Below are 26,355 nucleotides of genomic sequence, written 5' to 3' on the forward strand. Positions count from 1 at the left end.
AATTAAATTCGTTTCCACAATATATTCTTAATTATAAGAAAGTTTCTTCCCTCTGGGAAGACGGAAGATGGGCTTATTATGAAACAATACCACGACTTAGTAAAACACGTTTTAGAAAACGGAAACGAAAAAGGAGATAGAACAGGTACAGGCACAAAAAGTGTATTCGGTTATCAAATGCGATTTGACCTCAGTGAAGGTTTCCCTATGGTAACTACAAAAAAGTTGCATTTAAAGTCTATCATTTATGAATTACTTTGGTTCTTAAAAGGTGATACTAACACAAAATACCTAACAGAAAACGGGGTCCGTATCTGGAATGAGTGGGCTGACGAGAATGGCGATCTTGGACCAGTGTATGGCCATCAATGGCGTAATTGGGCTAGCGAAGATATTGACCAAATCAAAGAGGTTATCCAAACACTTAAGAATAATCCAAATAGTCGAAGAATGTTGGTTTCTGCTTGGAACCCTTCAGTTTTACCAGATACTTCTAAATCGTTTTCAGAAAATGTCGCCGATGGTAAAGCCGCTTTACCGCCGTGCCATGCGTTTTTTCAATTCTATGTAGCAAATGGTAAATTATCTTGTCAATTATACCAACGTAGTGCTGACATATTTTTAGGCGTACCCTTTAATATTGCATCTTATGCCTTATTTACCATGATGATGGCACAAGTTTGTGGTTACCAAGCTGGAGATTTTATTCACACGTTTGGTGATGCTCATATATATAATAATCATATGGAGCAGTTGGAACTTCAACTTTCCAGAGATCCAAGACCATTACCAAAAATGATTCTCAACCCAGAGGTAAAGGATATTTTCGACTTTAAGTTTGAAGATTTTACCTTAGTAGATTACAATCCGCATCCACATATTAAAGGTGTAGTAGCCGTATAAAACGCTACAACGTATTTTAGTAAATAAAAAAAGCGTCTCAGTACTGAGACGCTTTTTTTAGGTTAATAGCACATTAATAATTATAAATTCAATACTCCGTTCTCTGCGGCTGCAAAGTCATTCCAAGCATAGGTATCTGCTTGGTCATCATTGATGTATGTACCATCAACAACGTATCTAAACTCATACGTATTATTACTTTCTAAATCAACGGTTCCTTTAAATGTTCCGTTTTTTAATTTCTTTAATTCTGTAGCTTCAGTATTCCACTCGTTAAAGCTTCCAACAACCGCTACACTTTTTGCCTCCTCCGCAGGAACTGAAAATGTTACCTTACAAACCGGCTTACTTTTTAAATACTGCTTTTTAATTGCCATAATAATAGATTTAATTATGGGTCAAAACTATAAAAGAATCACAAACAATTTATAGTTTACTTTACTAATAATGAAAGAATTATCATTTTAATAAAATAGCCTTTACTTTTTAGTAAACTACATAATTTTAAAGGTCTAAAATTATGAGATTAACAACCCAAAAACCCACGCTTATCTATTGATTATCAACTATATCGTTTTCGAAAAACATCCCACTTCCATATCAAAAAAATACGATAACGTTTTAGTTAAAAAAAAGTATCTTTATACTATTAAATTTAAATTATGTTCGGAAAGAAAAAACAAGTTTCAACCATAGATAAAGATCAATTAGAGCTTATAGAAAACGCCCAAAAACGCATTAGACAAAAAAAGCGTTTGTACATTCATTTTGTTGTCTTTTTAATTGGAGCTGTTTTTTTAATTCTAGCCAACACCGTTCTGGGTATTGGTAAAAACTTTACTATAGCCGGAATAGATTGGTTTGTTTATGCCATTTTAGCGTGGTTATTTCTTTTTGCTTATCACTTTTTTAATGTGTTTATCACCAATAAGTTTATGGGTAAGGATTGGGAAAAGCAACAACTCGATAAATTGGTGAGCCAGCAGAAAGAACGTATAGAAAAATTAAAGCAAGGCTTTCTTAAAGAAGAGACAAAACTAGCCCAGTCCCAAGCTTATAACGAGGCTTCTGGTTCCAAGCCAACTAGCGAAAAAAAAAAGTTTAGAGAACTGACCATTATCGTAGCTGCAGGTGAAGACAATGCCATTGGCAAGGACAATGACCTTATTTGGCATCTTAGTGATGATTTAAAACGCTTCAAAAAATTAACCTCTGGCCACCATATTATTATGGGTAGAAAGACTTTTGAAAGCTTCCCAAAACCACTTCCCAATAGAACACATATTGTTATTACAAGGCAATCAGACTACAAAGTTCCTGAGGGAGTTATTGTGGTGAATAATCTTGAAGATGCCATTGATGCTGCCAGAAAAGACAGTCAACCTTTCATAATAGGTGGTGGTGAAATTTACAAGCAGTCAATTAATTTAGCAGAAAAACTTGAAATGACTCGTGTCCATTCAACCTTTAAAAATGCGGATACATTTTTTCCTGAGATCGATGATACCAAATGGAGAGAAGTTAGCAGAACAACCCATGATGCTGATGAAAAGCATAAATATGCATTTTCGTTTATCACCTATTTAAGAAAATAAATATTCCTATTTTTGCAGCATAAATTTTGATACACATGAACGCATATATATTTCCAGGTCAAGGAGCACAATTCTCAGGAATGGGTTTAAACCTTTACGAGAATTCACCATTAGCACAAGAACTGTTTGAAAAGGCCAATGACATCTTAGGTTTTTCAATTACGGACATAATGTTTGAAGGCTCTGCTGAAGACCTAAAAGAAACTAAGGTAACGCAGCCTGCTATCTTTTTACACTCTGTTATTTTAGCAAAGACTTTAGGTGACAGTTTTAAACCAGATATGGTTGCTGGTCACTCGCTTGGTGAATTTTCTGCTTTGGTTGCTGCTGGTGCCTTAACGTTTGAAGATGGTTTAAAACTAGTCTCACAACGTGCGCAAGCGATGCAAAAAGCCTGCGAGTTACAACCAAGTACAATGGCTGCGGTTTTAGGTTTAGATGATGATGTGGTTGAAAAAATATGCGCCACGACCGAAGGTGTTGTAGTAGCTGCTAATTACAACTGCCCAGGTCAATTAGTGATTTCTGGAGAAATTGATGCGATTAATAAGGCCTGTGAAGCACTCAAGGAAGAAGGAGCAAGACGTGCTTTAGTCTTACCTGTTGGTGGAGCTTTTCATTCGCCAATGATGGAGCCAGCCAGAGAAGAATTGGCTGCTGCTATTGAAAACACAAACTTTAGTAAACCAAATTGTCCAATATATCAGAATGTTACAGCATCCGCAGTAACAGATGAAAATGAAATAAAAGCCAATTTAATTTCCCAATTAACAGCACCTGTACGTTGGACACAATCTGTACAGCAAATGATTGCTGATGGAGCCACAAATTTTACAGAAGTCGGGCCAGGTAAAGTTTTACAAGGTCTAGTTAAGAAAATACATAGAGAAGCAGAAACGGCTTCAGCAACTTTTGAAACCAACGCCTAAATCTTCTACTTTGAATAGAAACATTTTTATAGCCCTTTTAATAGTATTCAATATTGCTATTGATCAGATTTCGAAAGTAATTGTTAGAAGCTCAATGACGCCTGGTAGAAACGGTGAAATTGATGTAATAGGTGATTACTTTCAATTAATTTGGGTTGAAAACAAAGGTGCATTTTTAGGCATGGGTAGTGACATGAATCCTACACTCAGGCTCATTTTTCTTTTGATTTTACCTACTGTAGTTCTTTTATATGTAGTGTACTACATTGTAAAAACAAAAGAACTAGATCGGTTAAGCGTTATTGCCTTTTGTTGTATCATAGGTGGAGGTATAGCCAACGTTTTTGACCGTATTACTAGAGGGGAGGTCACGGATTTTTTCTTTATTGATCTAGGAGGCGTTTTTAAAACCGGAATCTTTAATGTTGCCGACCTATCGGTCACCACAGGAATGATAATGTTATTATTCAGTGGAATATATAGCAATAAGAAGAAAAAAGCAGAAGAAACTGTTTAGCGTGCCAATCGGCAATCTTCACAATCTTTTACCTCACCATAATATGTTTCACGATATTTATGAAGTGTTTTGATCGGTATATTTAAGAATTGCTTTTTGATGTAGGTGACTTTTGTAGACAATACACCCATCTTTTTTGAAAATCGACCTTCTTGTCTGGTCTCACGTTTTATACTTATCAATTTCATGTCAAATCCATTATCATTAAGTACAAAAAAACAAAGACTTATAACCAATGTCAAGTAATAAGTGTTAAAATCGGGTTAAGCCTTTTTTCGATTATCATATTGAAAATCAAGACTTAAAACCATTAACATATTCTCAAAACACTGTGTAAATCATTGAGAGTATGATAATCGGGAAATTACTGGTTTTTATAAATTTTACCGTTTTTCATCACAAAAGTGACATTTTCCATAGTAGAAATATTCTCTGTCGGGTCATCATCCACGGCCACAATATCTGCTAAATAACCTGATTTAATTTGACCGAGCTGATCTTCCATTTTTAAAATCATGGCATTGGTAACCGTTGCACTTTGTATGGTTTCCATGGCTGGCATACCTGCTTCAACCATATAACCAAATTCCTTTCCATTATCCCCATGATAAAAAACCGCAGCATCTGTTCCAAATGCAATTCCGACTCCAGCTTTGTAAGCTCTACCAAACATATCTTGTATCTTCGGGCCAATATCCAAAGCTTTAGGAACAATAATTTCAGGATAATAGCCTTCTATTTTAGCCTTGTCGGACACAAATTTTCCTGCGCTAATTGTTGGTACTAAATATACATCGTGTTTTTTCATTAGTTCCATAGTTTCCGCACTCATAAGCGTTCCATGTTCTATGGTCTTAACACCACCTAAAATAGCACGTTGCATACCTTCATCTCCATGAGCATGTGCTGCCACATGAAATCCGTAATCCTTTGCTGTTTCGCATATTGCTTTTATTTCTTCAATAGTGAATTGAGGGTTTTGGCCACTTTTAGCTACACTCAATACTCCTCCCGTTGCTGTTATCTTAATTAAATCCGCTCCGTTTTTATAGCGCTGTCTTACCGCTTTTTTGGCCTCTTCCACTCCATTGACCACACCTTCTTTTGGCCCTGGGTTTCCCATTAAACTTTTCTTTGCTCCGTTGGTAGGGTCGGCATGACCACCAGTTGTTGCTAAAGCTTTTTCAGCTGTAAAAATTCTAGGACCATCAATCTTTCCAGCATTGATAGCATTTCTGAGCGCAACGTTAACACCAGAGCCACCTAAATCCCTTACGGTTGTGAAACCACTCATCAGTGTTATCTCGGCATATTTTACAGAGCCAAAAGCAACATCAGCGTCATTCTGTGTATAAGCTTGGAGATATTTCTTTGGGTTGGTCTCATGCTCAATATGAACATGCATGTCTATCAATCCAGGCATTACGGTTTTGGATTTTAAATCCACGACTGAATCTTCAGAATTTTGTGGATTTACGTAACCATCTTCAACAGAAATAATTTTTTCTCCTGAAACCACTATGGTTTTTTTCGTCAGCAGTTTTCCAGATTTGGTATCGATTAATTTACCGCAATGTAAGTAAGTGTTTTGCGCTGAAACTGTTATTGAGACCAGCAACATCAATATTTTAAGTAAAGTTTTCATATGACTTTATTTTTTATTTCTAATTTTTTGTTCCCATTTCCATGCTGAAGCCATAGCATCATCTAATGTTAATTCTGTTTTCCAGCCCAAAACATCATTTGCCTTATTGGTATCTGCATAAGCAGAAATCACATCTCCTGCTCTTCTATCCACCACTTTATAGTTCAACTTTTTGCCCGAAACTTTTTCAAATGATTGAATAGCTTCCAAAACCGAACTTCCTTTGCCTGTACCAAGGTTAAAAAAATCGAAATTTGAATCATTATTACCAGACATTAGACGTTGTAAGGCTACCACGTGCGCTTTTGCCAAATCTACTACATGAATATAATCTCTTATACAGGTACCATCTGGTGTTGGGTAATCACCACCAAAAACGGAAAGTTGCTCACGCATTCCTATAGCGGTTTGTGTAATATATGGCACTAAATTTTGAGGCACACCAATTGGCAATTCACCTATTTCTGCTGATGGATGTGCTCCAATAGGATTAAAATAACGTAGTGTTATACAATTGAGTTTCTCGTTAACCTTACAAGTGTCTTTTATAATTTCTTCTCCGATTTGTTTGGTGTTTCCGTATGGTGATTCTGCTAGTTTTACTGGTGCATTTTCGGTTATGGGCAACTCATCTGCTTGACCATAAACCGTACAAGACGAGCTGAAAATAAAATTTTGTTGATTCAGCTGACTCAACTCTTGAAGCACATATACCAAGGTATTAATGTTGTTCTCATAATACATTAAAGGGTTATTTACACTTTCACCTACGGCTTTGCTGGCAGCAAAATGGATAACTCCAGAAATATCACTATGTGTATTGAAAAATGATTTAACATCATCCTTTATTTTAAGATCAAGTTTTTCAAAATGTGGTCTTTTACCTGTAATGGCTGTAATTCCATCTAAAACCTCAACCGACGAATTACTGAGATTATCAATAATTACAACATCATAGCCTTCATTCTGTAATTCTACAACAGTATGAGAACCGATAAATCCTAAACCGCCTGTAACTAGTATTTTCATATTTATGAATTACCGTCTATAAAATTTAAAACTGTGGTGGTAATAAATTCAATTTGTTCATCATCTAATTCTGTATGCATTGGCAATGAAATTACAGATTGCACCAATTGATTAGTCACTTTAAAATCTTCTTCATTATAACGCTCGTCAGCATAAGCTTTTTGAAGGTGCAATGGAATTGGGTAATAGACTCCACAAGGAATGTTTTGTTCTTGCAAATGTGCCACCAGAGCGTCTCTATCAACATCTTTTAAGTTTAAAGTATATTGATGAAATACATGGCAATCGCATGTACCGCAAATACCTTCACAAGCAGTTCTTCCTGTCGGAACTGTAATTTTTGGATGATCTTTAAAGGCTTCAGAATATTTTCTAGCAGCATTACGTCTAGCTTCATTGTAGGTATCTAAATGAGGCAATTTAGCATCTAACACTGCAGCCTGTATAGAATCTAATCTCGAATTTACTCCAACCACATCATGATGATAACGCTTATACATACCGTGATTTACAATACCTCTAATGGTATGCGCTAAATTGTCATCATTGGTAAAAATTGCTCCACCATCACCGTAGCAACCTAAGTTTTTTGAAGGAAAAAAGGACGTTGAAGCCACATGACCTATAGCCCCCGTTTTGGTTTTTGTTCCATCACTATGCAAATAATCAGCCCCTATGCCTTGTGCATTATCTTCAATAACGTATAAATTATGTTTTTTTGCTAAATCCATAATGGCATCCATATCTGCAGCCAATCCAAATAAATGTACTGGTACAATAGCTTTAGTTTTCGGTGTGATGGCCTTTTCTATGGCTTCTACATCTATATTAAAAGTTATAGGATCCACATCAACCAAAACAGGAGTTAGTTGTAATAACGCAATGACCTCAACTGTAGCCGCAAAAGTAAAATCGGCCGTAATGACTTCATCACCTGGTTTTAACCCTAAGCCCATCATTGCAATTTGAAGTGCATCCGTTCCATTGGCACATGGAATAACGTGCTTAACACCAAGGTAATCTTCAAGGTTTTTTTGAAATTGATGTACTTTTGGACCATTGATAAATGCCGCACTATCCATTACTTCTTGAATTGATGGATCTACAACATCCTTGATTTTTGCATATTGACCCTGTAGGTCAACCATTTGGATTTTTTTCATTCCGGAGATTCTAATTTATATCTGTAACCTAGAATTAGGTCTTTAGCGAAAATACAAAATTGTAATCGCTATGCCAATGCAATTAATTGAAAGAAATGTATTTTAGCACAAATCTTTATGTTTGGGACTACTCTATTCCATAGGAATTAATATTGCAAGTTTCGTTGTTAAGCTTATTGCGCTTTTTAACCAGAAACTGAAGTTAGGTGTAGATGGTAGAAAAGAAACGTTTAAAAAGTTAGAACACTCAATAAAACCTACCGATAAAACGTTTTGGTTTCACTGTGCTTCTTTAGGTGAATACGAACAAGGCTTGCCTGTTTTTGAAGCTTTAAGAACTAAATATTCAGACTATAAAATTGTGCTATCCTTTTTTTCTCCTTCAGGTTATGAAGTCAGAAAAAACAGTAAAATTGCTGATGTGGTGGTCTACCTTCCTTTTGACACAAAAGCTAATGCCAAACGCTTTCTGGATATCGTGGATCCTGATTACATCATCTTTGTGAAGTATGAAATTTGGCCCAACTTCCTTTCAGAAATAAAAAAACGAAGCCTAAATGCTATACTTATTTCTGCAGTATTTAGGGAAAACCAAAGTTTCTTTAAGTGGTATGGAAGTTTTATGACATCTTCTTTATTTGCTTTCAATCATATTTTTACGCAAGATGAGAATTCTAAATTGTTACTTGAAAGAATAGGTTATAACGATGTTTCCGTTTCTGGCGATACGCGTTTTGATCGGGTATATAATCAACTGGATACTGATAATACAGTTGATTTTATTGAAAGCTTTAAAAATGGTAGAACATGTGTTGTTTTTGGAAGCACTTGGCCAGATGATGATAAGTTGTATTTGGATTATATTAATAATAATTCAAACGATAACATAAAGTACATAATTGCGCCACATAATATAAAACCTAGTTACATTGCGTCTCTAAAGTCTCAACTTAAGGTTAACACTATTTATTTTTCAGAAATGCAGAATGAAAATTTATCAAACTACGGTGTTTTTATTCTAGACACGATTGGTTATCTAAGTAAAGTCTATAGTTATGCAGATATAGCATATGTTGGTGGTGCAGCTGGAACAACAGGATTACATAATATATTAGAACCTGCTGTTTTTGGAATCCCCATAATAATTGGCAAAAACCATAGTAAATTTCCCGAAGCTAAAGCTCTTATAAATTTGGGTGGTGTCAATACCGTTTCTTCGGTTCCTGGTTTCGAATCGATTTTAAATACTTTAATATCAGACCTCACTTTTAGAAAAAAACAAGGTGAAATCAATAAAGCATTTATCGAAAAAAATAAAGGTGCTATCATCCAAATCCTTAATTACATACGTATATAGCAGTGCTGCACTATCAATAAAGAGCGAAATTTTGTTAAAGTTTCGTTTAAATTGTTAATTTAGTGCATATAACTAATAATTAACACTAAAACTATTAAAATGAAAAAAGTAATTTTAAGCTTGGCCCTAGTTGCATTTTTAGGCCTATCATTAAATTCTTGTAGAGAAACTAAAGAAGAAACCGAAGCGGCAGTTGAAAACGTTGAAAAAGAAACTGAAGGAGCTATGGAAAAAGCTGGAAAGGCTATGGACAATGCTGTTGAGGAAACCAAAGAAGCGGGTGAAGCCATGGAAGATGCTGTTGACGAAGTCGACGGCGACGATAACTAATTTACATTAATCACTAATCATATAAATAAACAAAAAAATGAAAAAAGTAATTTTAAGTTTGGCTCTAGTTGCATTCTTAGGCCTATCGTTAAATTCTTGTAGAGAAACTAAAGAAGAAAAGGTTGAGGACCAAATAGAAGAAGCTGTAGAAGAAACAGAAGATGCTATGGAAGAAGCAGGTGAGGCTATGGAAGATGCTGTTGACGACGCTGGTGATGCTGCTGAAGACGCAGCTGATGACATGGAGGATGCAGTTGATGATGCTAATTAAATTGATGACCAAATAAAGGCGAACTAGTTTTCCTTTATTATTCCATAAAAACTAAAAAGCCTGATAAATTATCAGGCTTTTTTTTATTGTTAATTTTTTGTTGACTCCCAAAGTTTTAATTCGCTTGGCACTATCAAGGTTTTCTGTTGGTGTTCTTCATCATTAAGTTGTTCTATTAATAATTTTACTGCCACCTCACCTATTTCAAATGCTTTCTGATGGATAATTGAAATCTTAGGACTAGCTAGTAGATGTGTATGCTCATAACCAAAACCAATAATAGATAAGTCATCAGGAATGCTCCTCCCTAGTTTTTTGGCCATATTAATAGCGATTATTCCTGTAATATGATCTATGGATATTATAGCGTCAATCCCAGTATTATCCTTTAAATAATTGTAGACACTTTCATCTACATCATCAACATTTGCAAGTTTTAAAATTTGTGATTGCAACTTGGCTTCTTCAATGGCTTTTTGATATCCTTTAATTCTTAGTTTTCCAACACTAAGCTCTTCAACATTACTTACCAATAAGATGTTTTTTCTTCTTTCTTTTTTTATTAAGAACTCTGTTGCTTCATATACAGACTTAAAATCATCTACAATAACTTTATTACAAATTATTTCATTGATTACTCTATCGAACATCAGTACAGGAATTTTACTTGCAATTGCTGCTTTAATATGTTCTGATTGTTCTTTAACCTGAGTATCTCTGGCAACGGCCATAATAAAACCATCAACACTACCATTAGACAATAACTCTAAACTACGCTGCTCCTTCTCAAAAGACTCATTAGATAAGCAAACAATAATATCATAGTCGCTATTGGTAGCCGTAGTCTCAATACCATGCAAAACTTCAGCAAAAAACGGATTGGTTACCTTGGGTAAAATAACACCAATCGTTTTGGTTTTATTGGTTTTTAATTGTTGCGCAATTCGATTGGGTTTATAATTAACCTTTTCTGCAAGTTCATTGACACGCCTTTTTGTTATCTCACTTATTTCGTGGCTATCGTTGAGTGCCTTAGAAACTGTGGACACTGAAATATTAAGGAGTTTTGCTAATTCTTTTAATGTTGCCATAATTATAAAATAAAAAAGAGCGTATAATTTACGCTCTTTTATTTTGCTTATCTAAAAATAAGGTATTTAGTTTTTAACCAACTTAATGGTCTTGGTTCCGTTTTCAGAATAAATTTTAGCAAGGTACACACCAACATTTAATTCTGAGGCATCAATCTTAACATCTGTTTTGTTAGGCTCTAATTCCATAACTTGTTTTCCAAGCAAATCGAATATCTCGATACTATTAATAGTCTGACTATTCGATTTAATTGTCCAATCTGAAGTTGTTGGATTAGGATAAACACTAACGTCTGATAATTCAAATTCTTCAGTAGATAAAACCGCTGGTTGTACAACGATGTTACCTAAGTTGTTATATTCTGTATCAAATTGTGATGTTGAATTAATATTTGGACCAATAATCTGAAAACCATATTGAATATTCTCACCAGAAGTATACGATGTTGCATCCATATTTAAAAGAAAAGTTCCTGGTGCCAAAACAGCTGAATCTTCAGCTAAAACAGACGAAAAATCAGAAGCAAATACTTTGATAAAAACGACGGTAACAAATTCGAAACTTAAGCTAGAATCATCAAGAGTGTTGGATGTTACTTCTCCTGTAAAAGAAAATACAGTACCATTTAAAGCTGGGTCTTGGATGTAAAGATTTGCTTCCATTATCTTATTACCTTCAAACACGCCTGTTGTTATCCAAAAGGGGTCTGCAGTATCACCCACTCTGTTTGGTTTTAACGTTACTGAATTAGCACCTGTGTCTAATTCGGCAATTAAATCTGGAATTCCCCAACCTGAACTAAATGCACCTGCACCAACAGTTCCATCTTTTGGATTCTCAAACACATTCATAAAACCTAGACCTGTTCCTATAGGGTCAGGGCTAAAAGCCGTAGCATCAAAATTTATTACCGTCTGGGAAAACCCAAATGTAAAAGTTAACAATGCTAGTAATAAAGTAATTTTTCTCATAGTTATTATTATTTAGTTATTAGAAATTAATATTTTATAAAAATACCTAGCAAGTCTTATGAAGCGTAATTATTCACCACTACATAAACTATACAACCGCTGTAAAAATGTTAAATTTTAATGTTTTTTATAATATTTAGCATCTAGATTATTAATTATTAAGCGTTTGATGCTAATATTTAAGTTTTTCGTTTTTGTCCCAAATTCCCCAATAAGCGCCAACATCTCCTTCGGCACCAACTTTCCACGATTCATCAAAAGAAGAGAAATAGAACATCTCAACGTCGTCTTCCTTAGACCACTTCTGTGCATTTATAAAATACTTCAACGCATTTTCTTCTGATGGGTGTGCGCCTTCTAATTTTGAACCTTTGTTTGGCCAGCCCGTTTCTGTAATTATTACTTTTTTTCCATTTCCTGCTTTTAAAGCTCTGTTGTACATATCTTTCATGTACAATAACGAGTAATCTTGGTCGCAGCCTTCCCAAAACGGATAACAGTTTGCTAATATTATATCGCAAGCTTCAGTAATGTTTGGACGATCAGTAAATTCATAATAAGCATCGACATAGCCTACCGGAACATTTTTAATTGCTCTTTTTACACTATATATATGTTCTAACAATTCCTCTTCTGATAAATCTCCACGATACAAGACCTCATTACCAACTGCGGCAACATCGACGTAACCTTGATTTGACAAATCAATTAATCCAGCAATTTCGTTTTCATTGATTTCAAGATCATCACCTAGCCATGCACCAACAAGCGTTTTAATGCCATGTTCTTTCGCAATCTTAGGTATCATTTCATTACCTTCTGTACAAGAAAAAGAACGAATCCATTTAGTGTATGGTTTTATAATCTCAATTCTTCTTCTTATTTGTTTTTCAGATAATTGATTACCTGGCTTTTGCCCCTCCATATAAGGACTAAAGCATAAGCCATGTACTCCTTGATTTAAAATCTTTATGTAAGCCTTTTTTATCTCTTTTATGTCTTTATTGGCATAATCTAATGATGCCAGTGCGAAATGCTTTTCTTCTCTGTACGACATGTCTTATTTTATTAAAATTATAACTCGCCTCTTCGTTCTATTAATTTTTCTTTTATTTCTCTTGCTCTAGTCTCATTTAGGCTGTACTTCAACATTACCCATATCGCTATTGCTGCTGTTGAAGCTGGTATAATGATATCTGCCAATCGTAACTTTGTCATTGTTTCGGCCGTTTGAGATACGGCTCCTTCGTCGAATCCAACTAATGTTAGAATTGCCCCACCAAGTACTAGAGCAATGGCCTGACCTAACTTTACCATCCACCAATATATTGCACCAAAAGTCCCTTCTTTTCTTGGCATTCCATTTTCTAATTCATCCAAATCACATACATCTGCTGTCATACTCATCATTAATGTAAATAATCCACCTAAACCAAAAGCCATAAAAGGTATTGGTAAAAACATTAACCAAGGACCTCCTTGGCTCGTATCCATACTAAACCAAGACATACCTATACTGTCTAAAAAAGGATTTATAGCATTAAATATTGAGACTACACTATTGTTCAGTCCTTGGCCTAGACTTGTCTCATTAAATTGCCTATTCAATTCATTATCAAAGCCCCACCATTTAAGAATGTACCCAACAATAGAAATAACAGTAGATATTATAAAAGCTTTTCTCTTACCAAACTTGTTTGCTATGCGAGAAATAATTGGGATTACCATAAAAGCAGTAACTACCGCAGTGAGGGAAGCAAACCAAGCAGGCCATGTACCAGCATCACCATAGTTACCATTATATATATAAAAAACAATTATGAAGAAACTGAAGGAAGCTACCATTTGAAACCCGTTGAACACCAAGAATGTCGCTCCACACAGCTTCATAAAAGGTTTGTTTTTTGACACTTCCTTAATACCTTGAAACAAATCTTTAAAGCTAGAGCCTAGTGTACTCATACTAATTTTTTTTCTATTTTCCATTTTACCGGCATCAATTCCTTTACAGAATAATGCTGGCAGAATACCAAGTACTGCGCATGCTAAACCAACTGTTAAAGACAATTTACGAACACCATTAGCCTGTAATTTTTCGTCCGTTATTTTTTGTAAATCATCTCCTGTAAGACCCATTTCTCCTATAGCCCTAAGAGCTTCATCACTTAATGAAAATACGGTAGGATCAGCAATAACCACCCAAAACCAAGGCACTAGCATCCAAGCTATTTGTCCGACAGTATTAGCAAATGCCATTAAGCGTGTACGCTCATTATAATCTGAAGTCATTTCGTATCCTAATCCCACTAACGGTGTAGCATACATTGTATTACCGACTAGAAACAGTAATGACATAAGGAGAAAATACCAAAAATTGAACATCACTGAGTTGTTCTCGCTCATTTGAAATAATAATGCAAAGAGGATACCACTTAGAATAGCTCCAATGAAAATATAAGGCCTTCGCCTTCCCCATTTAGATTTAGTATTATCAGAAATAAAACCCATTATCGGGTCTGTGAGCGCATCAAATATTCTAGGTAATCCACCTAACAATCCAGCCAAAAAGGGATCCATTCCAAAAGCTGTTACTAAAAAAAACATGAAAACCGCTAAAGCTCCAGGTAATAAATTAAGAACCAAGTGTCCTGAACCAAAGGCCGCTTTTTGACCTATAGGAACTCTATCTCGCTTCGCCGTTTTGATGTTTGACATATCTATTTGAGTTTAGATGGAATTATTATCGTTTGAATTGCCTGCGCACTTATACTTACTTTTACACTGTCCTCAGTAAGAGACAACATAAAATCTTTTGGTTCTTTACCTTCATTAAACACCACTACAGCTATTGAGCCATCAGGATTTTTAGCAGCAGTAACCTGAAGTGTCTCAGCTGAATTGTCCACGCCAATAACTTCTGCTCCTGGTCTTATATATTTACTGAAATGTGCCATCGTATAGTAAAGTGGCGTAAAGTAAACCTCATCCGCTTCCTCATCTACAATAACTGGTGCCGCACACCAATTCTCAAACCAATTTGGGCCTCCCTGTCGGTTTAAAACCATATTCCAATCTACCCAACCATCTACCCAATTGTTCAAACAACCAATAATATCTCTAGCATATCGATTAACTGGCGCATACTTAGGATGCAAGTATTTTTTTTCGTCCTCTCGCCAATCATAACCCCAATCTGTTGCTTCTTTTTTCCAGTACCAAGAATCGTCTTTCCAAGCCGGTACTTCAGAATCTATACAACCTTCAGTTTCAATTAAATATTTATTCGGTGCTTTATTGTGTGCATATTGTAATGCTTTTGGGAAAACATCATAAGTACTCTCGTACCAATGAATTGCTGTACCATCAAAATATTTTGAGGATGCTTCATCTTTAAACATTACATCCACCCATTCTTTTAAGCCATCTCTATTTTGATCATAACCCAAAATATTGACTTCACCTTTTCCGTCAGCTTCTAATTTTGGTCCTAAATGGTTTTGAACAAAATCAGTTTCCTCTTCGGGTGAAAAGTGCATACTTTCCCAATTGTTGCCATTACCGTGTGGTTCATTAACTGGTGTTAATCCCCAAATATCAATTCCTTCTGCTTTATAGGCATCTAAGTATTTTGAAAAGTAGAGTGCGAAGACATTGTAATATTCTGGTAGTAATTTTCCACCTACATATGCCTTATTATCTTTCATCCATGGTGGTGCTGTCCATGGTGAAGCAATAATACCAAAACCATCTTTTGAAATTGCCATAGCATCCTTTATCATTGGGATTAAATCCTCTCGATCTTCTTCTATCGAGAAATTTTTCAATTCCATATCATCAGGAACAGGTGCATATGTGTAATTGTTTAATGAAAAATCACATGAAGCAATATGAGTTCGAGTTAATGAATAGTTTGCACCATCCTCAGAGAAATAAGCTTGAAGAATTGTATCTCTATTTTTTTCGCTGAGCTTATTCAACAAATACGCAGAGGATTCTGTGAACGAACCACCAAACCCTGTAATAGTCTGAAATTTTTGTTCTGGCAGTATTTTAATCACAGCAGCAGAATCCACTTCCGAATGTTCTGTTATTTTTGTTAGTTTATTACCGCTTGCTGAAGTTTCATAAACCTCAACTTTTAGGTTATCATTTTTTTCAGAATTACAACTCATAACAGCAAACATTAAAATAACCACTAGACTGCACTTGAATATTTTCATACGATGTAATTTTAATTATCAGATTTATTTACATTTCTGTAAATACTTTTCACGACTGAAAACACTTCTTTCTTATTTCTGTCTATATCCACAATTCCCCAATACTCTTCGTTAGGGCTTCCATCAAAAGGAACTCCTGTACTATTAGGTGCAGTTCCTCCAGTATCCTGCACGTCATTGTTACCAGCTTTCCACCAACCATCAGTAAATGAAAACAATGTGACACCCGAACAGATATCTTGACCATCAAAAGTTGCTTTTAAAATAATTTCGGTAGCATCTGCCTGTGCTTTTTCATTCACACCTTGCTCATAACCTTCATTAGCAACTTGCATATAACTATCTGCCCCTGTTTCGGATAAATACATCGGTTTATCACTGACTTCTTTCCACTCTTTAAAAATCGTTTCTGGTCTTACTGAGCGATAAACATTCATTCCCCAAACATCGATATTAGGGCTCATAGTTAGTGCCAAAGTATCTGGTAAATCGCCATGGGCTGTCGTTACTGGGTGAGACTTATCATTTTGATGGATTAGATTAGCTGCATCATTCATGGCTTTGTACCAATTTTTAATTTGTCCATCAAACCATTCTGGGTGATAATTATATTCATTACCCAATTCCCACATTAAAATGGCATTATGATTTTTATATGTATTGATGTAATCTATGAATGTACCAGACACGATGTCGTTTTTACCACCTTGATTATATCCGAAGCCGATGATTACCTTAATGCCTGCTTTATCAATTTCATCTAGTACTTCTTTTTCTTCAATGGGCGCATAAACTCTAATGGTATTGATGCCTGCTTCTTTCATTAAAGCAAGATCTTGTGTAAGATTTCCAAAGTCGCGTTGGTTGCCACTGCCCTTCGGTACGGGATGGTAACAAATACCTTTAATGATGTATTGCACGTCATTAACATAAATATGACGGCCTTTTACAGTAACCGTAGTATTTTGGGATTTACTCTCGCAAGACAGTAGTACAAATGCTATGACCAAAAAAGTTAGAAAATTTTTCACTGTGCGGTTTTTTTTAATTCAGGAACCAAAACATTTTTCATCAATCTGCTTTTGTTTCCATTATATGTTTTTGTAATAGGTTTTCCATTTCTTCCCAATCCTTTAAAAACTCCCTTATCTACCAAATCCCAAAGTGCATATTTTGCTTTTCCGTCTATGGTGAATAAGCCAAAATGATTTTCTGAGCCTTTAGGGTTTTTAGCATCTTTCCAGTTCTCATCGAAAGCTTCAAAATAGAAGCAAGACATACCTGCTGCATTTGTCCAATCTCTCATATGATTATAATACAAAGCTTGCTTATACTCATCAGTTGCCATAGCGCCCGAATCTCCGTAAAGTTCAGCTGAATGACTTGCCCAACCTGTCTCACCAATATGGATTGGCTTATTTACCCCTAGGCTTTTCATATAAGCTACAACACTATCGTATTGAGAAACAGCATACTTTTTTGCACGTAGCATCGCTGCATCTATTTTTTCTGTTTTGGACAATTCAGTTTCAGAATCTAAAACTCCCCAGAATACTGGGTTATAATGCGTATCGTGCATTGGGTAGGTGTGCATGGAAATATAATCGACCGCTTTTATCAATTTTTCTAGGTCTTTGACATGGTATTCTTCACTTCCGCCTCCCCAAGATGCAAAATTGTCTGAGCTTGTAATCCAAAGATCCTTAGGTAATTCTCCTTGCTTTTTTAAATCCTGTAAATGGTTGACCCATTTTAAAATGACACCAGGTTGCACATAGTATGCTGTTGCCCATTTTACCATGGCTTCATTACCAACTGCAAGAATTTTTACAATTTCTGGATACTCTTTTGTAAGTTCAACAGCCATTTTTACTTCTACAGGATTTCTTTCACTCTCCTCATCATGGTCTGGTTCGCCATTTGACCAATCGAAAGCATTTTTGCAATCAATCCAAATACCGAGCATGACATACATTTCAAAATTTGAATCTTCCTGCTTAAGTTCATTTATAGCTTTAAGCACATTTGAAGCGTGAGGCAAATGAACATTGTACGTTCTCAGTATTTTGATTCCCATAGCATTGAGGATTTTCATATCCTCTTTAATTTCTTCGATAGTAGGTTGTATATCTCTACTTTGGGACCTATAGCCACCATAAGAAATTGCTAAATACTCTGGATTTCCTAAAATATCTTCTGCGCTCAAACTTTGTTTTGCTTTTGTATTTGTTGAATTGCTATTGTTTTTCTTGACAACATTACATGAAAACAACAGTACTACTAAAAAGAAGACTCCTATTTTAATACTGTTCTTCATGGTTTTCAACTTTCTATTTATTCAATGACACAATAATCTGTTTTACATCTCCCTTACGTTTGAAGATATTATCACTAGTATCTGCATCTAGTTTTAATTCTTGAAACGTTGTTACAGAACCATTAGTCCATTTAACTTCTATTCCTGTACTGCCATCTTGCTTATATACAATCGGCATTTGGCAATACGTAAAGCACAACTCTCCTTGATTTAATTGAATCGATTTTGCTTTTCCATCGACAGTTGTATAATTAAACACCTCTGATGCATTCAGAAATTCTTCTTTTCTTAACAGACTTGGATTAAAACAAATGATACCGTCTTCAACAAAAACACCAAGTTCCCCAAATCGGCAAAGCACATCCTCCTTTACTTGACCTGTCATACCAGGTTGTTGTGCACCTTTACCTGCTGGTGTATGGGAATAAGGGTCTGTAGGAAATGCTCCATAGAGTTCTGGTGATTTATGTACACCAATACCTTCATTGATTTCGTAATAATGGTCCAGTAAACCTCCAATGATTTTATCATCTTCATTATTCTCAATGGCTTTTATGCAATTTTCTTGTACAGCCAGTAATAATTTAGATACCATGTGCCAATAAATAGAACCCAATCCTTCGTAGCCGTAGAAGGTACCTGAACGTCCTGTAAATGATTTATGGTCAAAGACCGACTCAAAGGTTTCGAGAATCTGTTGTTCTTCTTTTTTGGCAAGTTCCCTGTATTGTTCTGGTAGTTCCTTAATTGCTGATTTCAAACTATCCGCATTGTTGAAATTTCCATTAAAATGGTAATTGCCCAACACATCTTTTTCTATGACTTGCTTGTTACCATCACTGATAAGTTGTTGTAGCAATTCTGAATTTTTGACTGCGCTTTCTGGAATGTTATTTTTATCTACAAAACGAGATAATTCTTTATTCGGATAAAGTATATAACTATACTGATCTGGCCTGAATAAGGCACTTGCTTTTAATCCATTCAACAAACCTAAAGCTTCTTTTGAACTTAAGAATCCTGAGCTTAATACAGCAACTTGCCCTTCTAGCATTTCGGACAGATATGATATCGAAACTTCGGTATCATTTTCTACCGTCATTAGATTATAGGCGTGATATAAATTATCTGAACGCTTATTGGCTTTTATAGTATGCTCTAAATATGATTTTGTAATGTTGAAGAAATTCAGCAAGTCAGATTTAGAGATTTGTTCTTTTTCATTTTTAAATCCAGAACGATAGATAGATAATCTGTAATGACTTCCCGCTTTGCCCAAACCATCTAATACCGTTTTTCTGTCTTTATCTGAAATCGCTCCGTTTAGGATATTTTTATTTTCATTTAAGGTTTCAACAACTGTACTGAAGAATTGATGTAGTTCACTTGAAATAGCAACAGTTTCCATATCTGAACTTGAAACCACCTTTTCAAAAAAGCTTAAGAAGCGTTGCAGATAATAAAGCGTAACCATTGACACTCCGTTACCAACTAGTGCATTGTTAGCATCATTCCATTCTGGTCGTTGCGTATTTAGCCATATTCCGCCTTCAGGAATAAAATTAGATACTTTCGCTAATACTGTGACCAAAAGTTTTTCAATGAGATTGACCTTATAAATTTCATTGTTATTAGCTTTCAACAACGCACCATCTACTCCAATCTTTTCTCTTGATTTTTCAATAGTTTCATTGAGTTCATAGTCGAAATCTATAGTGTCTTTTGGATTTTTTAAAGTGTCTTCATAACTCTTAATTTTATAAGGCACATTGGCAAAAACAAAAATGTTTTTATCGAAGCTATTTGCCAATTTTTTAGGATAGTGCTTCTCACTAAACTCTAAGAACTTCAACAAATAAATAATTTGATGGTCGCCCCAATACCCTATATAAGACCAAGGGTCATCCTCTTCTATAACTTCCCAATCGAAACCATCTTTGGTCACTCGGTATGGGTTATAACCTTCAAAAGTTGAAGCATTAAGGAATTTATGAATCATTCCTTGAATAAACTCAGGATACGAATGTGCCAAAGCTTCCCAGTTCTGGAAGATATCTCTCCAGTTCCCTTGATAATCGAGAATTTTTGAACCATCAATTTCGCTATGTGTGTTAATGGAAAATTTATTCCAAGGTCGGCTCGGATCTCCGTGTCTTCTGCTGAATTTTAACGGTAAATATTCAAAACACAGTCGTTTAAAGTCTGAATCGTTATCGTCTTTAGCTAAGGTTTTTAGTTGGTGAACGCTAAATGTTTCAGGCAGTCCATTTAATACATCAGCTTTGTTATTTGCAACAGTTTTGTTGGCTTTAGCAATGTATTTTACAAAATCTTCTTTTTCAATGGTATAGTTGTCATCGAATATTCCGCCACGCATTACATTAAAAAGCGTATTGGCAAAATGCCTCGTATTCCTAAGCTGATCACTTCCTAATTGAAGTCCATCTGCGGCGCCAGCAATGGCAATTAACTTTTCAGTTCCTTGATCAATGTCATTTTGAACTTGCTCTAAAAGTTGATTTTCATTTTTAATCTTAACTGAGATAGCTTGTATATCGCTGACAGTTTGGTTGACATTTGCAATGAAGTCCCAAGAGCTTGTCTCGTTAGCCTCTAATTTAATTTCTGAGGATATAAAATAGGCTCCCTTTTCTGCTCGTACGTCTTCTTCTTGATGGATTCCCTTTCCTTTTCTAAAATTATTAAGTTGACGAGAAGACAGTAATATTTTAGGGTTATCAATACCGAGCGACCATACTATGTTAGCTTTTAAGGCTTCACTAGGTTCTGCCTTATCAACAATGATAGCACTTAGGGCATAGATTCCTATACCTGAATCGCTTTGCAATTCGCTTTTCTTATAAGCATCAACCAAATTGCTGTATTGATTTTGTAGATCTGCGCCAACACCATAAGGGATAATATTTTGCAACCCATCCAATACCGTAATCTCAATTCCTTCGGAACTATTATTTATCAATGTTGACGTCTTAACAAACCCATAAGCATTGCTAGAGCTCCATTGGTATTTGAAAGTTAATCCAAGATCATTGTTAGTTTCTTCAAATACAACCATGTTGCCATAACTGTTTTTATAAAGGTTCCTTTTAACATTGTATATGCCAACGTAATGATCTGAGAACGGCTCCCATAAATGTGTTTTGCCATCTTTATGAACCCTGAAAATAGTTTTGCTTCCAGTAACCTCAGCCGATTCGGTTATTTTATCGTCCGTGTAATATGGAAATAAAGCATATTCAGCATTTTTTCTTCCTGCAGTTAAGCCGCCATTACTAGAAATGAACATCCAATGGCTAGAGTCACTTACAAGGCTCATGAAAAATGGTCGGATATTATCACAATTAGAAATTTTGTAATAATCTTCACCATTCAATTTCACAAGTTGCCCTTGCACTTCAGCATCATCAAATGAAGCCGGTTGATTCCCTATATATATATTGTCGTTATGCGAATGCATTCTTTCTTCTTTAAAATAATTTGATTGAACTAATTGCAATTTGAATTCATTTAGTTAAAAGGCCGAACAACAGCTCGACCTTTAGATTGTTTTAGTAAACACAACTCATTAAAAGGTTTATGAAAAAACAATATTTTTTATTGATAAAGTCTTACATAATCAATCTCCATACTATCTTCAGTAAAGCTAGGATCGATTGTTCCACCTAGTGTACCTCCCATTGCCACATTAAGTATCATGAAAAAATCATCTTGAAATGGTGAACTTGGGATAGCAGAACTACTACTATTCATCACAAAGTATTGCACATCATCTACAAAAATTCTTATGCTACTAGCGTCCCATTCTAAAGAATACACATGAAATTCAGATGAAGCGTTAGTCACATTAGTTTCTAAACCATAGCTTGCATGACTAGAATCTGATGTATTGAACCAATGGCAGGTTCCTAAGACCTTACTTTTGTCCCAACCCGTTTGTTCCATAATATCAATCTCACCACATCTTGGCCAACCAACGGATGGGAAATTGGTTCCCATCATCCAAATTGCTGGCCATGTCCCTTGCGAAGAAGGTAGTTTAGCCCTTACATCAACTCTACCATACTTAAATTCGAAAAGTCCTATGGATTTTAAACGCGAAGAGGTGTAGCTAGAGCCATTGGCTTTTGCAATAATTTTAAGACGTCCATCTTCAACCTTTACATTAGTAGAATTGTCGGTATAGGTCTGCTCTTCATTATTTCCCCAACCTCCTGCACCTAAGTCATAGGTCCAGTTTTCGCTGTTAGGAGCTCCATCTTGAAAAAACTCATCAGCCCAAACAGGTGGATCTCCAACATAATAAGATACTGCAAGTGTTTCTGACGTGTCTATAGTGTTATTTGTACTTGAGTAGGCTACTACAGTCACTTCATAATTGTCTATACCTTCTACACTATTGAAAGTGAATTGATAAGTGCCATCGACACTCTGAACTTCGTTGCCTCCATCGATAATGTAACCGTAAGACACAGCATCTGTTGCCTGCGCATTAAAATTGACAACACCAGAACCATCACCATAAGGGTTATTAGTGTCTGCACCTTCAATTGTAGCAGTTACCACAAGATTTGATGGTACAATAACGGTTGTATCTTCTTCTACGTAAACCGAGAAACTTTCTACCTCACTAATAGATTCTCCACTACTTGAATAGGCTTTAACCGTTACGATATAGGTGTTTGTTCCTTCATCCGTAAAAATATGTTGAATGGTACCACTGGTATTTTGTACTTCTGCGCCACTTCCGAATTTAAATCCGTAATTGACCGCATTAGTAGCTGTTGCAGAAACATTTACCACACCAGAACCATCACCATTAGGATTCGTAGCATCCGCACCAACAATATCAATAGTCACCACTAAATTAGACAGCGTGTTGCCTCCAGAACCATCACCGGAACTATCACTGGAGCAACTCCACAATATCAAAAGTGATACCGTTATAAATAAGATTGAATATGCTTTCAACTTGAATAGTCTCATCTTCTAACTACTTATTATTCTGCAATTAAGATGAATCCCCAATCAAATTGACTATTTCCATCAGTTGATCTTAACACCATTTCATTAGCAGAACGCATTTCGAATTTATACGTATGATCTCCACCAATATAATAGCCTAAAAATCCTATTCCTGTTAAGTTCAATGTTTCGACACCACCTGGAGCAGTAATAAACCATTGTTCAATATAATCTGAATATGGATAGTTTTCAATATCTGCACCATTCTGAACTCCTTCACCAGGTCCGTTTAGTTCATTGATAAGCACTTCACGTCCGAACACAGTTCCTGAAGGGTCATCTCCACCTTCATCATTAGTATTATCAGTGATATGAGTAAACGTGCCATCTACATTAAAGATATAACGATCATCATACATACCTACACCTTCCTTGTCAAATGGTGGAGCTCCAAAAAACTCATTGAATATACCACCAACAGGGCCTAAACCAAAATGACTATTTGCTTCACTTTTAATCCTCCATGTTCTAGAGCTATCATTTGTGAGCATTGTAATTAAATCTGCAGGCGGTTCATATAAGGACAATACCTCAACATCAATCGTTTGGCTCGATGATGCACCTCCTGTACCATAAGCCACAACGGTCACGGTATAGGTGTTTAATCCTAAAGTCGCAAAATTATAAGTCTGCATTCCGTTAGGAGCAGAGGATGTTGCGCCATTATAAGTATATTGGTACGATATAGCATTGTTAGCTGTTGCTCTAAAATTGACTACACCACTACCGTCTCCATTTGGGTTGGCAGCATCAGCTCCAACAATATCAACTTCGATTTGAATATTGGATGGAGCAACAATATCACCAAACTCTACATCGTCCTCTTGACAACCAGTAACTAATAAAAACATAGTTACCATACTGTACATTATATATTTTAAGTTTTTCATAATTATATATTTTAATGTTTTAGACTATGTTTAGTTAGTTAATGCAAATTCATCAAAGTAATACTCTGAATCATCACCAGGATTACCAAAGTCAAAGAAAATTACAACTCTAACATAATCTGCTGCAGGTGCACCTGAGAAATCATACACTAATTCTTCCCAAGTATTGGCAACTGAAGCATTGATATCTATTTCGTGAGTAATACTTGCGTCTGCATTTTCTAATTTTAATTTCACAACTCCGCCTGCATCTGGTGCCCAGGTTTTTACGCTGATTTTAGAATATGTGTTAAAATCCAATGGAGTAGCCGTTTCAAAGAATGCTCCTGCCCATGGTTGAGAACCAGAGGTCTTCGTTAAATTTGCAACAGTAGCTGTTGTATTAACTCCTGAGACATCTGGATTAGCCAAAATTTCGATTCCTTCTATATCACCAAATACTGTGAATTCAGGTGCGTCACCTTCAAAATCCTGAAAGCCTAATGAGCCTGCACCAGAATCATTAACTAATTCAATCTCATCAAAGAAATACATTGAATCGTCCCCAGCATTACCAAAATCAAAGAATATAACTACTCTAACGTAATCTGCTATTGGTGCAGCACTAAAGTCGTACAACAAGTTTTCCCATTGGTTTGTTACAGTTGTATTGAGGTCGACTTCATGCGTTATACTAGCATCGGCATTTTCAAGTTTTAGTTTAACAACAGCACCTGCAGTTGGCGACCAAGTTTTTACATTTATTTTTCCATAACTCACTAAATCAATAGGAGCAGCCGTTTCAAAGAATGTTCCTGCCCATGGCTGAGAACCAGATGACTTAGTTAACTTAGCAACTGTACTCGTAGTATTAGCACCAGAGGCGTCTGGGTTCGCAACAACTTCAGTAGGCGCAATATCACCAAATACTGTAAAAGCAGGTTCTGCACCTTCAAAATCTTCAATCATTGCCGTTACAACACCTGTAGCTTCCTTATAGAAATATATATTGTCAATAAACGCAGTTCCGCCACCACTAAAAGGGTCTCCTACATATTTTAATTGATGTATATCAGCTACTGTAAAACCTCCTTGATCCGTAAAATCTGAAATTGGAATATCTATGCTTGTCCAAGCATTAGGATTCAAATCAACAACTACAGGTCTTTCTCCATTTGAAACACTAATAAGTGAAACCTCAATACTTTCTAAGACATCTGCAGTCCAAACGTCTAAGTGTATGAATTCCATATCGGAAACATCAACTGGTGCTGCCAATTGGTTACCTTGATAACTAATATTTGTGTATTGTAGCATTTCATCACCGTCTAGATCATAAGTTCCCCAACTACTTCCGCAGCAATCACCTTGGCCCCAATTTGGAAAAAAATCTGTTCCTTCTATGTCTGTATAAGCTTCAGTATATAATGCAATAACATCACTCTCAGCTCTCGCTGGAGGTGTAGGCGCCGAAGCCACTGGTGCTTCAATTGCTGTTACTTCAAACTCTTCTGTGTACGTCGTAGTCTCAATTGCAGATCCCATTGCAATTACTGTAATGGTATAAGTACCTGCTTCTTGATATATATATGAGACTCCTTCACCTATATTAGCACTTAATGGAGTATCATTACCTGGCTCACCAAAATAAACATCGTAACTCATAGCAAAATCTGCGGTTGCAGTTACGTTTACTTGTTTTGATATTGCGGCATCATTTTCAATAGTCACCACAAGATTTTGAGGAGCTTGAAAAGACACTACTAATTGTTGCTCAGCCTGTGTTATTAAGCCATTAATACTTGTCGCAGTTACACCAACTGTATAGGTACCTTCTGCATAAACATTGTCAATACTTTCGCCTGGCTCTAAACTTATAGTATCTCCTGTTCCATCGCCAAGTGCAATTTCGAATTGTGTAGCACCTACAGCTGTAGGTGTAATTGTTACTAACCCAGAGTTATCTTGGGTAGTTCTAAATTGTAATGATACATCGCTTGGAGCATCTGCATTATCTACAAATTGAGTTCCACGTTCATCTTCTTCACAACCTACAAAGGCTATAAGAAGAAAACTAACTAAAATTAATCTTATATTTTTCATA

Annotated in this window: 23 protein-coding genes; 7 read left to right on the top strand and 16 right to left on the bottom strand. The window is 35.7% G+C overall.

Annotated elements, in window-relative coordinates; genetic code table 11:
* The first annotated feature begins 78 nt into the window (after positions 1 to 78).
* On the top strand, positions 79 to 903 hold the full coding sequence (locus F1003_RS14545) for a thymidylate synthase (protein WP_155090163.1): 825 nt from the start codon (positions 79 to 81) through the stop codon (positions 901 to 903).
* A gap of 80 nt (positions 904 to 983) precedes the next feature.
* On the opposite strand, the gene F1003_RS14550 is transcribed toward F1003_RS14545, so the two are convergent.
* Positions 984 to 1,280, bottom strand: a complete 297-nt coding sequence (locus F1003_RS14550; protein WP_155090164.1) for an isoamylase early set domain-containing protein — start codon at positions 1,278 to 1,280, stop codon at positions 984 to 986.
* Between the two features lie 285 nt (positions 1,281 to 1,565).
* Here F1003_RS14550 and F1003_RS14555 point away from each other — a divergent pair, with 285 nt between their 5' ends.
* Genes F1003_RS14555 through lspA form a run of 3 tightly spaced genes read left to right on the top strand, consistent with a single transcriptional unit; the run spans position 1,566 to position 3,944 of the window.
* Positions 1,566 to 2,498 carry a dihydrofolate reductase gene (locus F1003_RS14555; protein WP_155090165.1) on the top strand — a complete coding sequence of 311 codons (933 nt, stop codon included), beginning with the start codon at positions 1,566 to 1,568 and terminating at the stop codon, positions 2,496 to 2,498.
* Between the two features lie 35 nt (positions 2,499 to 2,533).
* Positions 2,534 to 3,427 (top strand): ACP S-malonyltransferase, encoded by an 894-nt coding sequence (gene fabD / locus F1003_RS14560; RefSeq protein ID WP_155090166.1) that lies wholly within the window; start codon positions 2,534 to 2,536, stop codon positions 3,425 to 3,427.
* Positions 3,428 to 3,437: 10 nt separating this feature from the next.
* A complete protein-coding gene (gene lspA / locus F1003_RS14565; RefSeq protein ID WP_155090167.1) occupies positions 3,438 to 3,944 on the top strand; it encodes a signal peptidase II in 507 nt (168 codons plus the stop codon).
* Here lspA and F1003_RS14570 read toward each other — a convergent pair.
* The 4 genes from F1003_RS14570 to F1003_RS14585 form a co-directional block, all read right to left on the bottom strand.
* Positions 3,941 to 4,132: a hypothetical protein gene (locus F1003_RS14570; RefSeq protein WP_155090168.1), complete on the bottom strand. Its 192-nt coding sequence runs from the start codon at positions 4,130 to 4,132 to the stop codon at positions 3,941 to 3,943. The genes lspA and F1003_RS14570 overlap by 4 nt on opposite strands.
* A gap of 176 nt (positions 4,133 to 4,308) precedes the next feature.
* The gene (locus tag F1003_RS14575) at positions 4,309 to 5,589 is read right to left on the bottom strand and encodes a metal-dependent hydrolase family protein (protein WP_155090169.1); all 1,281 of its coding nucleotides are present in this window, start codon (positions 5,587 to 5,589) and stop codon (positions 4,309 to 4,311) included.
* Positions 5,590 to 5,595: 6 nt separating this feature from the next.
* A complete protein-coding gene (galE, locus tag F1003_RS14580) occupies positions 5,596 to 6,618 on the bottom strand; it encodes a UDP-glucose 4-epimerase GalE (RefSeq protein ID WP_155090170.1) in 1,023 nt (340 codons plus the stop codon).
* 2 nt (positions 6,619 to 6,620) lie between these two features.
* Positions 6,621 to 7,781, bottom strand: a complete 1,161-nt coding sequence (locus F1003_RS14585; protein ID WP_155090171.1) for a DegT/DnrJ/EryC1/StrS family aminotransferase — start codon at positions 7,779 to 7,781, stop codon at positions 6,621 to 6,623.
* A gap of 121 nt (positions 7,782 to 7,902) precedes the next feature.
* Here F1003_RS14585 and F1003_RS14590 point away from each other — a divergent pair, with 121 nt between their 5' ends.
* The 3 genes from F1003_RS14590 to F1003_RS14600 all read left to right on the top strand — a co-directional run bounded on the left by F1003_RS14590 (position 7,903) and on the right by F1003_RS14600 (position 9,739).
* Entirely contained in the window at positions 7,903 to 9,138 is a 1,236-nt protein-coding gene (locus tag F1003_RS14590) for a 3-deoxy-D-manno-octulosonic acid transferase (protein ID WP_155090172.1), read from the top strand.
* 99 nt (positions 9,139 to 9,237) lie between these two features.
* Positions 9,238 to 9,468, top strand: coding sequence for a hypothetical protein (locus F1003_RS14595; RefSeq protein ID WP_155090173.1), 231 nt, complete (start codon positions 9,238 to 9,240; stop codon positions 9,466 to 9,468).
* A 37-nt stretch (positions 9,469 to 9,505) separates the two neighbouring features.
* A complete protein-coding gene (locus F1003_RS14600) occupies positions 9,506 to 9,739 on the top strand; it encodes a hypothetical protein (RefSeq protein WP_155090174.1) in 234 nt (77 codons plus the stop codon).
* Positions 9,740 to 9,828: 89 nt separating this feature from the next.
* On the opposite strand, the gene F1003_RS14605 is transcribed toward F1003_RS14600, so the two are convergent.
* The 11 genes from F1003_RS14605 to F1003_RS14655 form a co-directional block, all read right to left on the bottom strand.
* Positions 9,829 to 10,830, bottom strand: a complete 1,002-nt coding sequence (locus tag F1003_RS14605; RefSeq protein ID WP_155090175.1) for a LacI family DNA-binding transcriptional regulator — start codon at positions 10,828 to 10,830, stop codon at positions 9,829 to 9,831.
* A gap of 66 nt (positions 10,831 to 10,896) precedes the next feature.
* On the bottom strand, positions 10,897 to 11,802 hold the full coding sequence (locus F1003_RS14610; protein ID WP_155090176.1) for a T9SS type A sorting domain-containing protein: 906 nt from the start codon (positions 11,800 to 11,802) through the stop codon (positions 10,897 to 10,899).
* A gap of 172 nt (positions 11,803 to 11,974) precedes the next feature.
* Positions 11,975 to 12,859 carry a glycoside hydrolase family 17 protein gene (locus F1003_RS14615; protein ID WP_155090177.1) on the bottom strand — a complete coding sequence of 295 codons (885 nt, stop codon included), beginning with the start codon at positions 12,857 to 12,859 and terminating at the stop codon, positions 11,975 to 11,977.
* A gap of 17 nt (positions 12,860 to 12,876) precedes the next feature.
* The gene (locus F1003_RS14620) at positions 12,877 to 14,517 is read right to left on the bottom strand and encodes an MFS transporter (protein ID WP_155090178.1); all 1,641 of its coding nucleotides are present in this window, start codon (positions 14,515 to 14,517) and stop codon (positions 12,877 to 12,879) included.
* Between the two features lie 2 nt (positions 14,518 to 14,519).
* Complete coding sequence (locus F1003_RS14625; RefSeq protein ID WP_155090179.1) at positions 14,520 to 16,022, bottom strand: glycoside hydrolase family 30 protein; 1,503 nt, start codon at positions 16,020 to 16,022, stop codon at positions 14,520 to 14,522.
* Positions 16,023 to 16,033: 11 nt separating this feature from the next.
* Positions 16,034 to 17,053 carry a glycoside hydrolase family 2 TIM barrel-domain containing protein gene (locus tag F1003_RS14630; protein WP_368732367.1) on the bottom strand — a complete coding sequence of 340 codons (1,020 nt, stop codon included), beginning with the start codon at positions 17,051 to 17,053 and terminating at the stop codon, positions 16,034 to 16,036.
* On the bottom strand, positions 17,050 to 18,339 hold the full coding sequence (locus F1003_RS14635) for a glycosyl hydrolase family 17 protein (protein WP_155090180.1): 1,290 nt from the start codon (positions 18,337 to 18,339) through the stop codon (positions 17,050 to 17,052). Before F1003_RS14635 ends, F1003_RS14630 begins: the two co-directional genes overlap by 4 nt.
* 13 nt (positions 18,340 to 18,352) lie before the next feature.
* Positions 18,353 to 21,817 carry a 1,3-beta-D-glucan phosphorylase, GH149 family gene (locus F1003_RS14640; RefSeq protein WP_155090225.1) on the bottom strand — a complete coding sequence of 1,155 codons (3,465 nt, stop codon included), beginning with the start codon at positions 21,815 to 21,817 and terminating at the stop codon, positions 18,353 to 18,355.
* Positions 21,818 to 21,954: 137 nt separating this feature from the next.
* Positions 21,955 to 23,343, bottom strand: coding sequence for a glycoside hydrolase family 16 protein (locus F1003_RS14645; RefSeq protein WP_155090181.1), 1,389 nt, complete (start codon positions 23,341 to 23,343; stop codon positions 21,955 to 21,957).
* A gap of 14 nt (positions 23,344 to 23,357) precedes the next feature.
* Positions 23,358 to 24,272 (bottom strand): glucan endo-1,3-beta-D-glucosidase, encoded by a 915-nt coding sequence (locus F1003_RS14650; protein WP_155090182.1) that lies wholly within the window; start codon positions 24,270 to 24,272, stop codon positions 23,358 to 23,360.
* A gap of 30 nt (positions 24,273 to 24,302) precedes the next feature.
* On the bottom strand, positions 24,303 to 26,354 hold the full coding sequence (locus F1003_RS14655; protein ID WP_155090183.1) for a PKD domain protein: 2,052 nt from the start codon (positions 26,352 to 26,354) through the stop codon (positions 24,303 to 24,305).
* Position 26,355 lies beyond the last annotated feature (1 nt).

It is taken from the genome of Winogradskyella ouciana (assembly GCF_009709615.1).
GTDB classification, from domain to species: domain Bacteria; phylum Bacteroidota; class Bacteroidia; order Flavobacteriales; family Flavobacteriaceae; genus Winogradskyella; species Winogradskyella ouciana.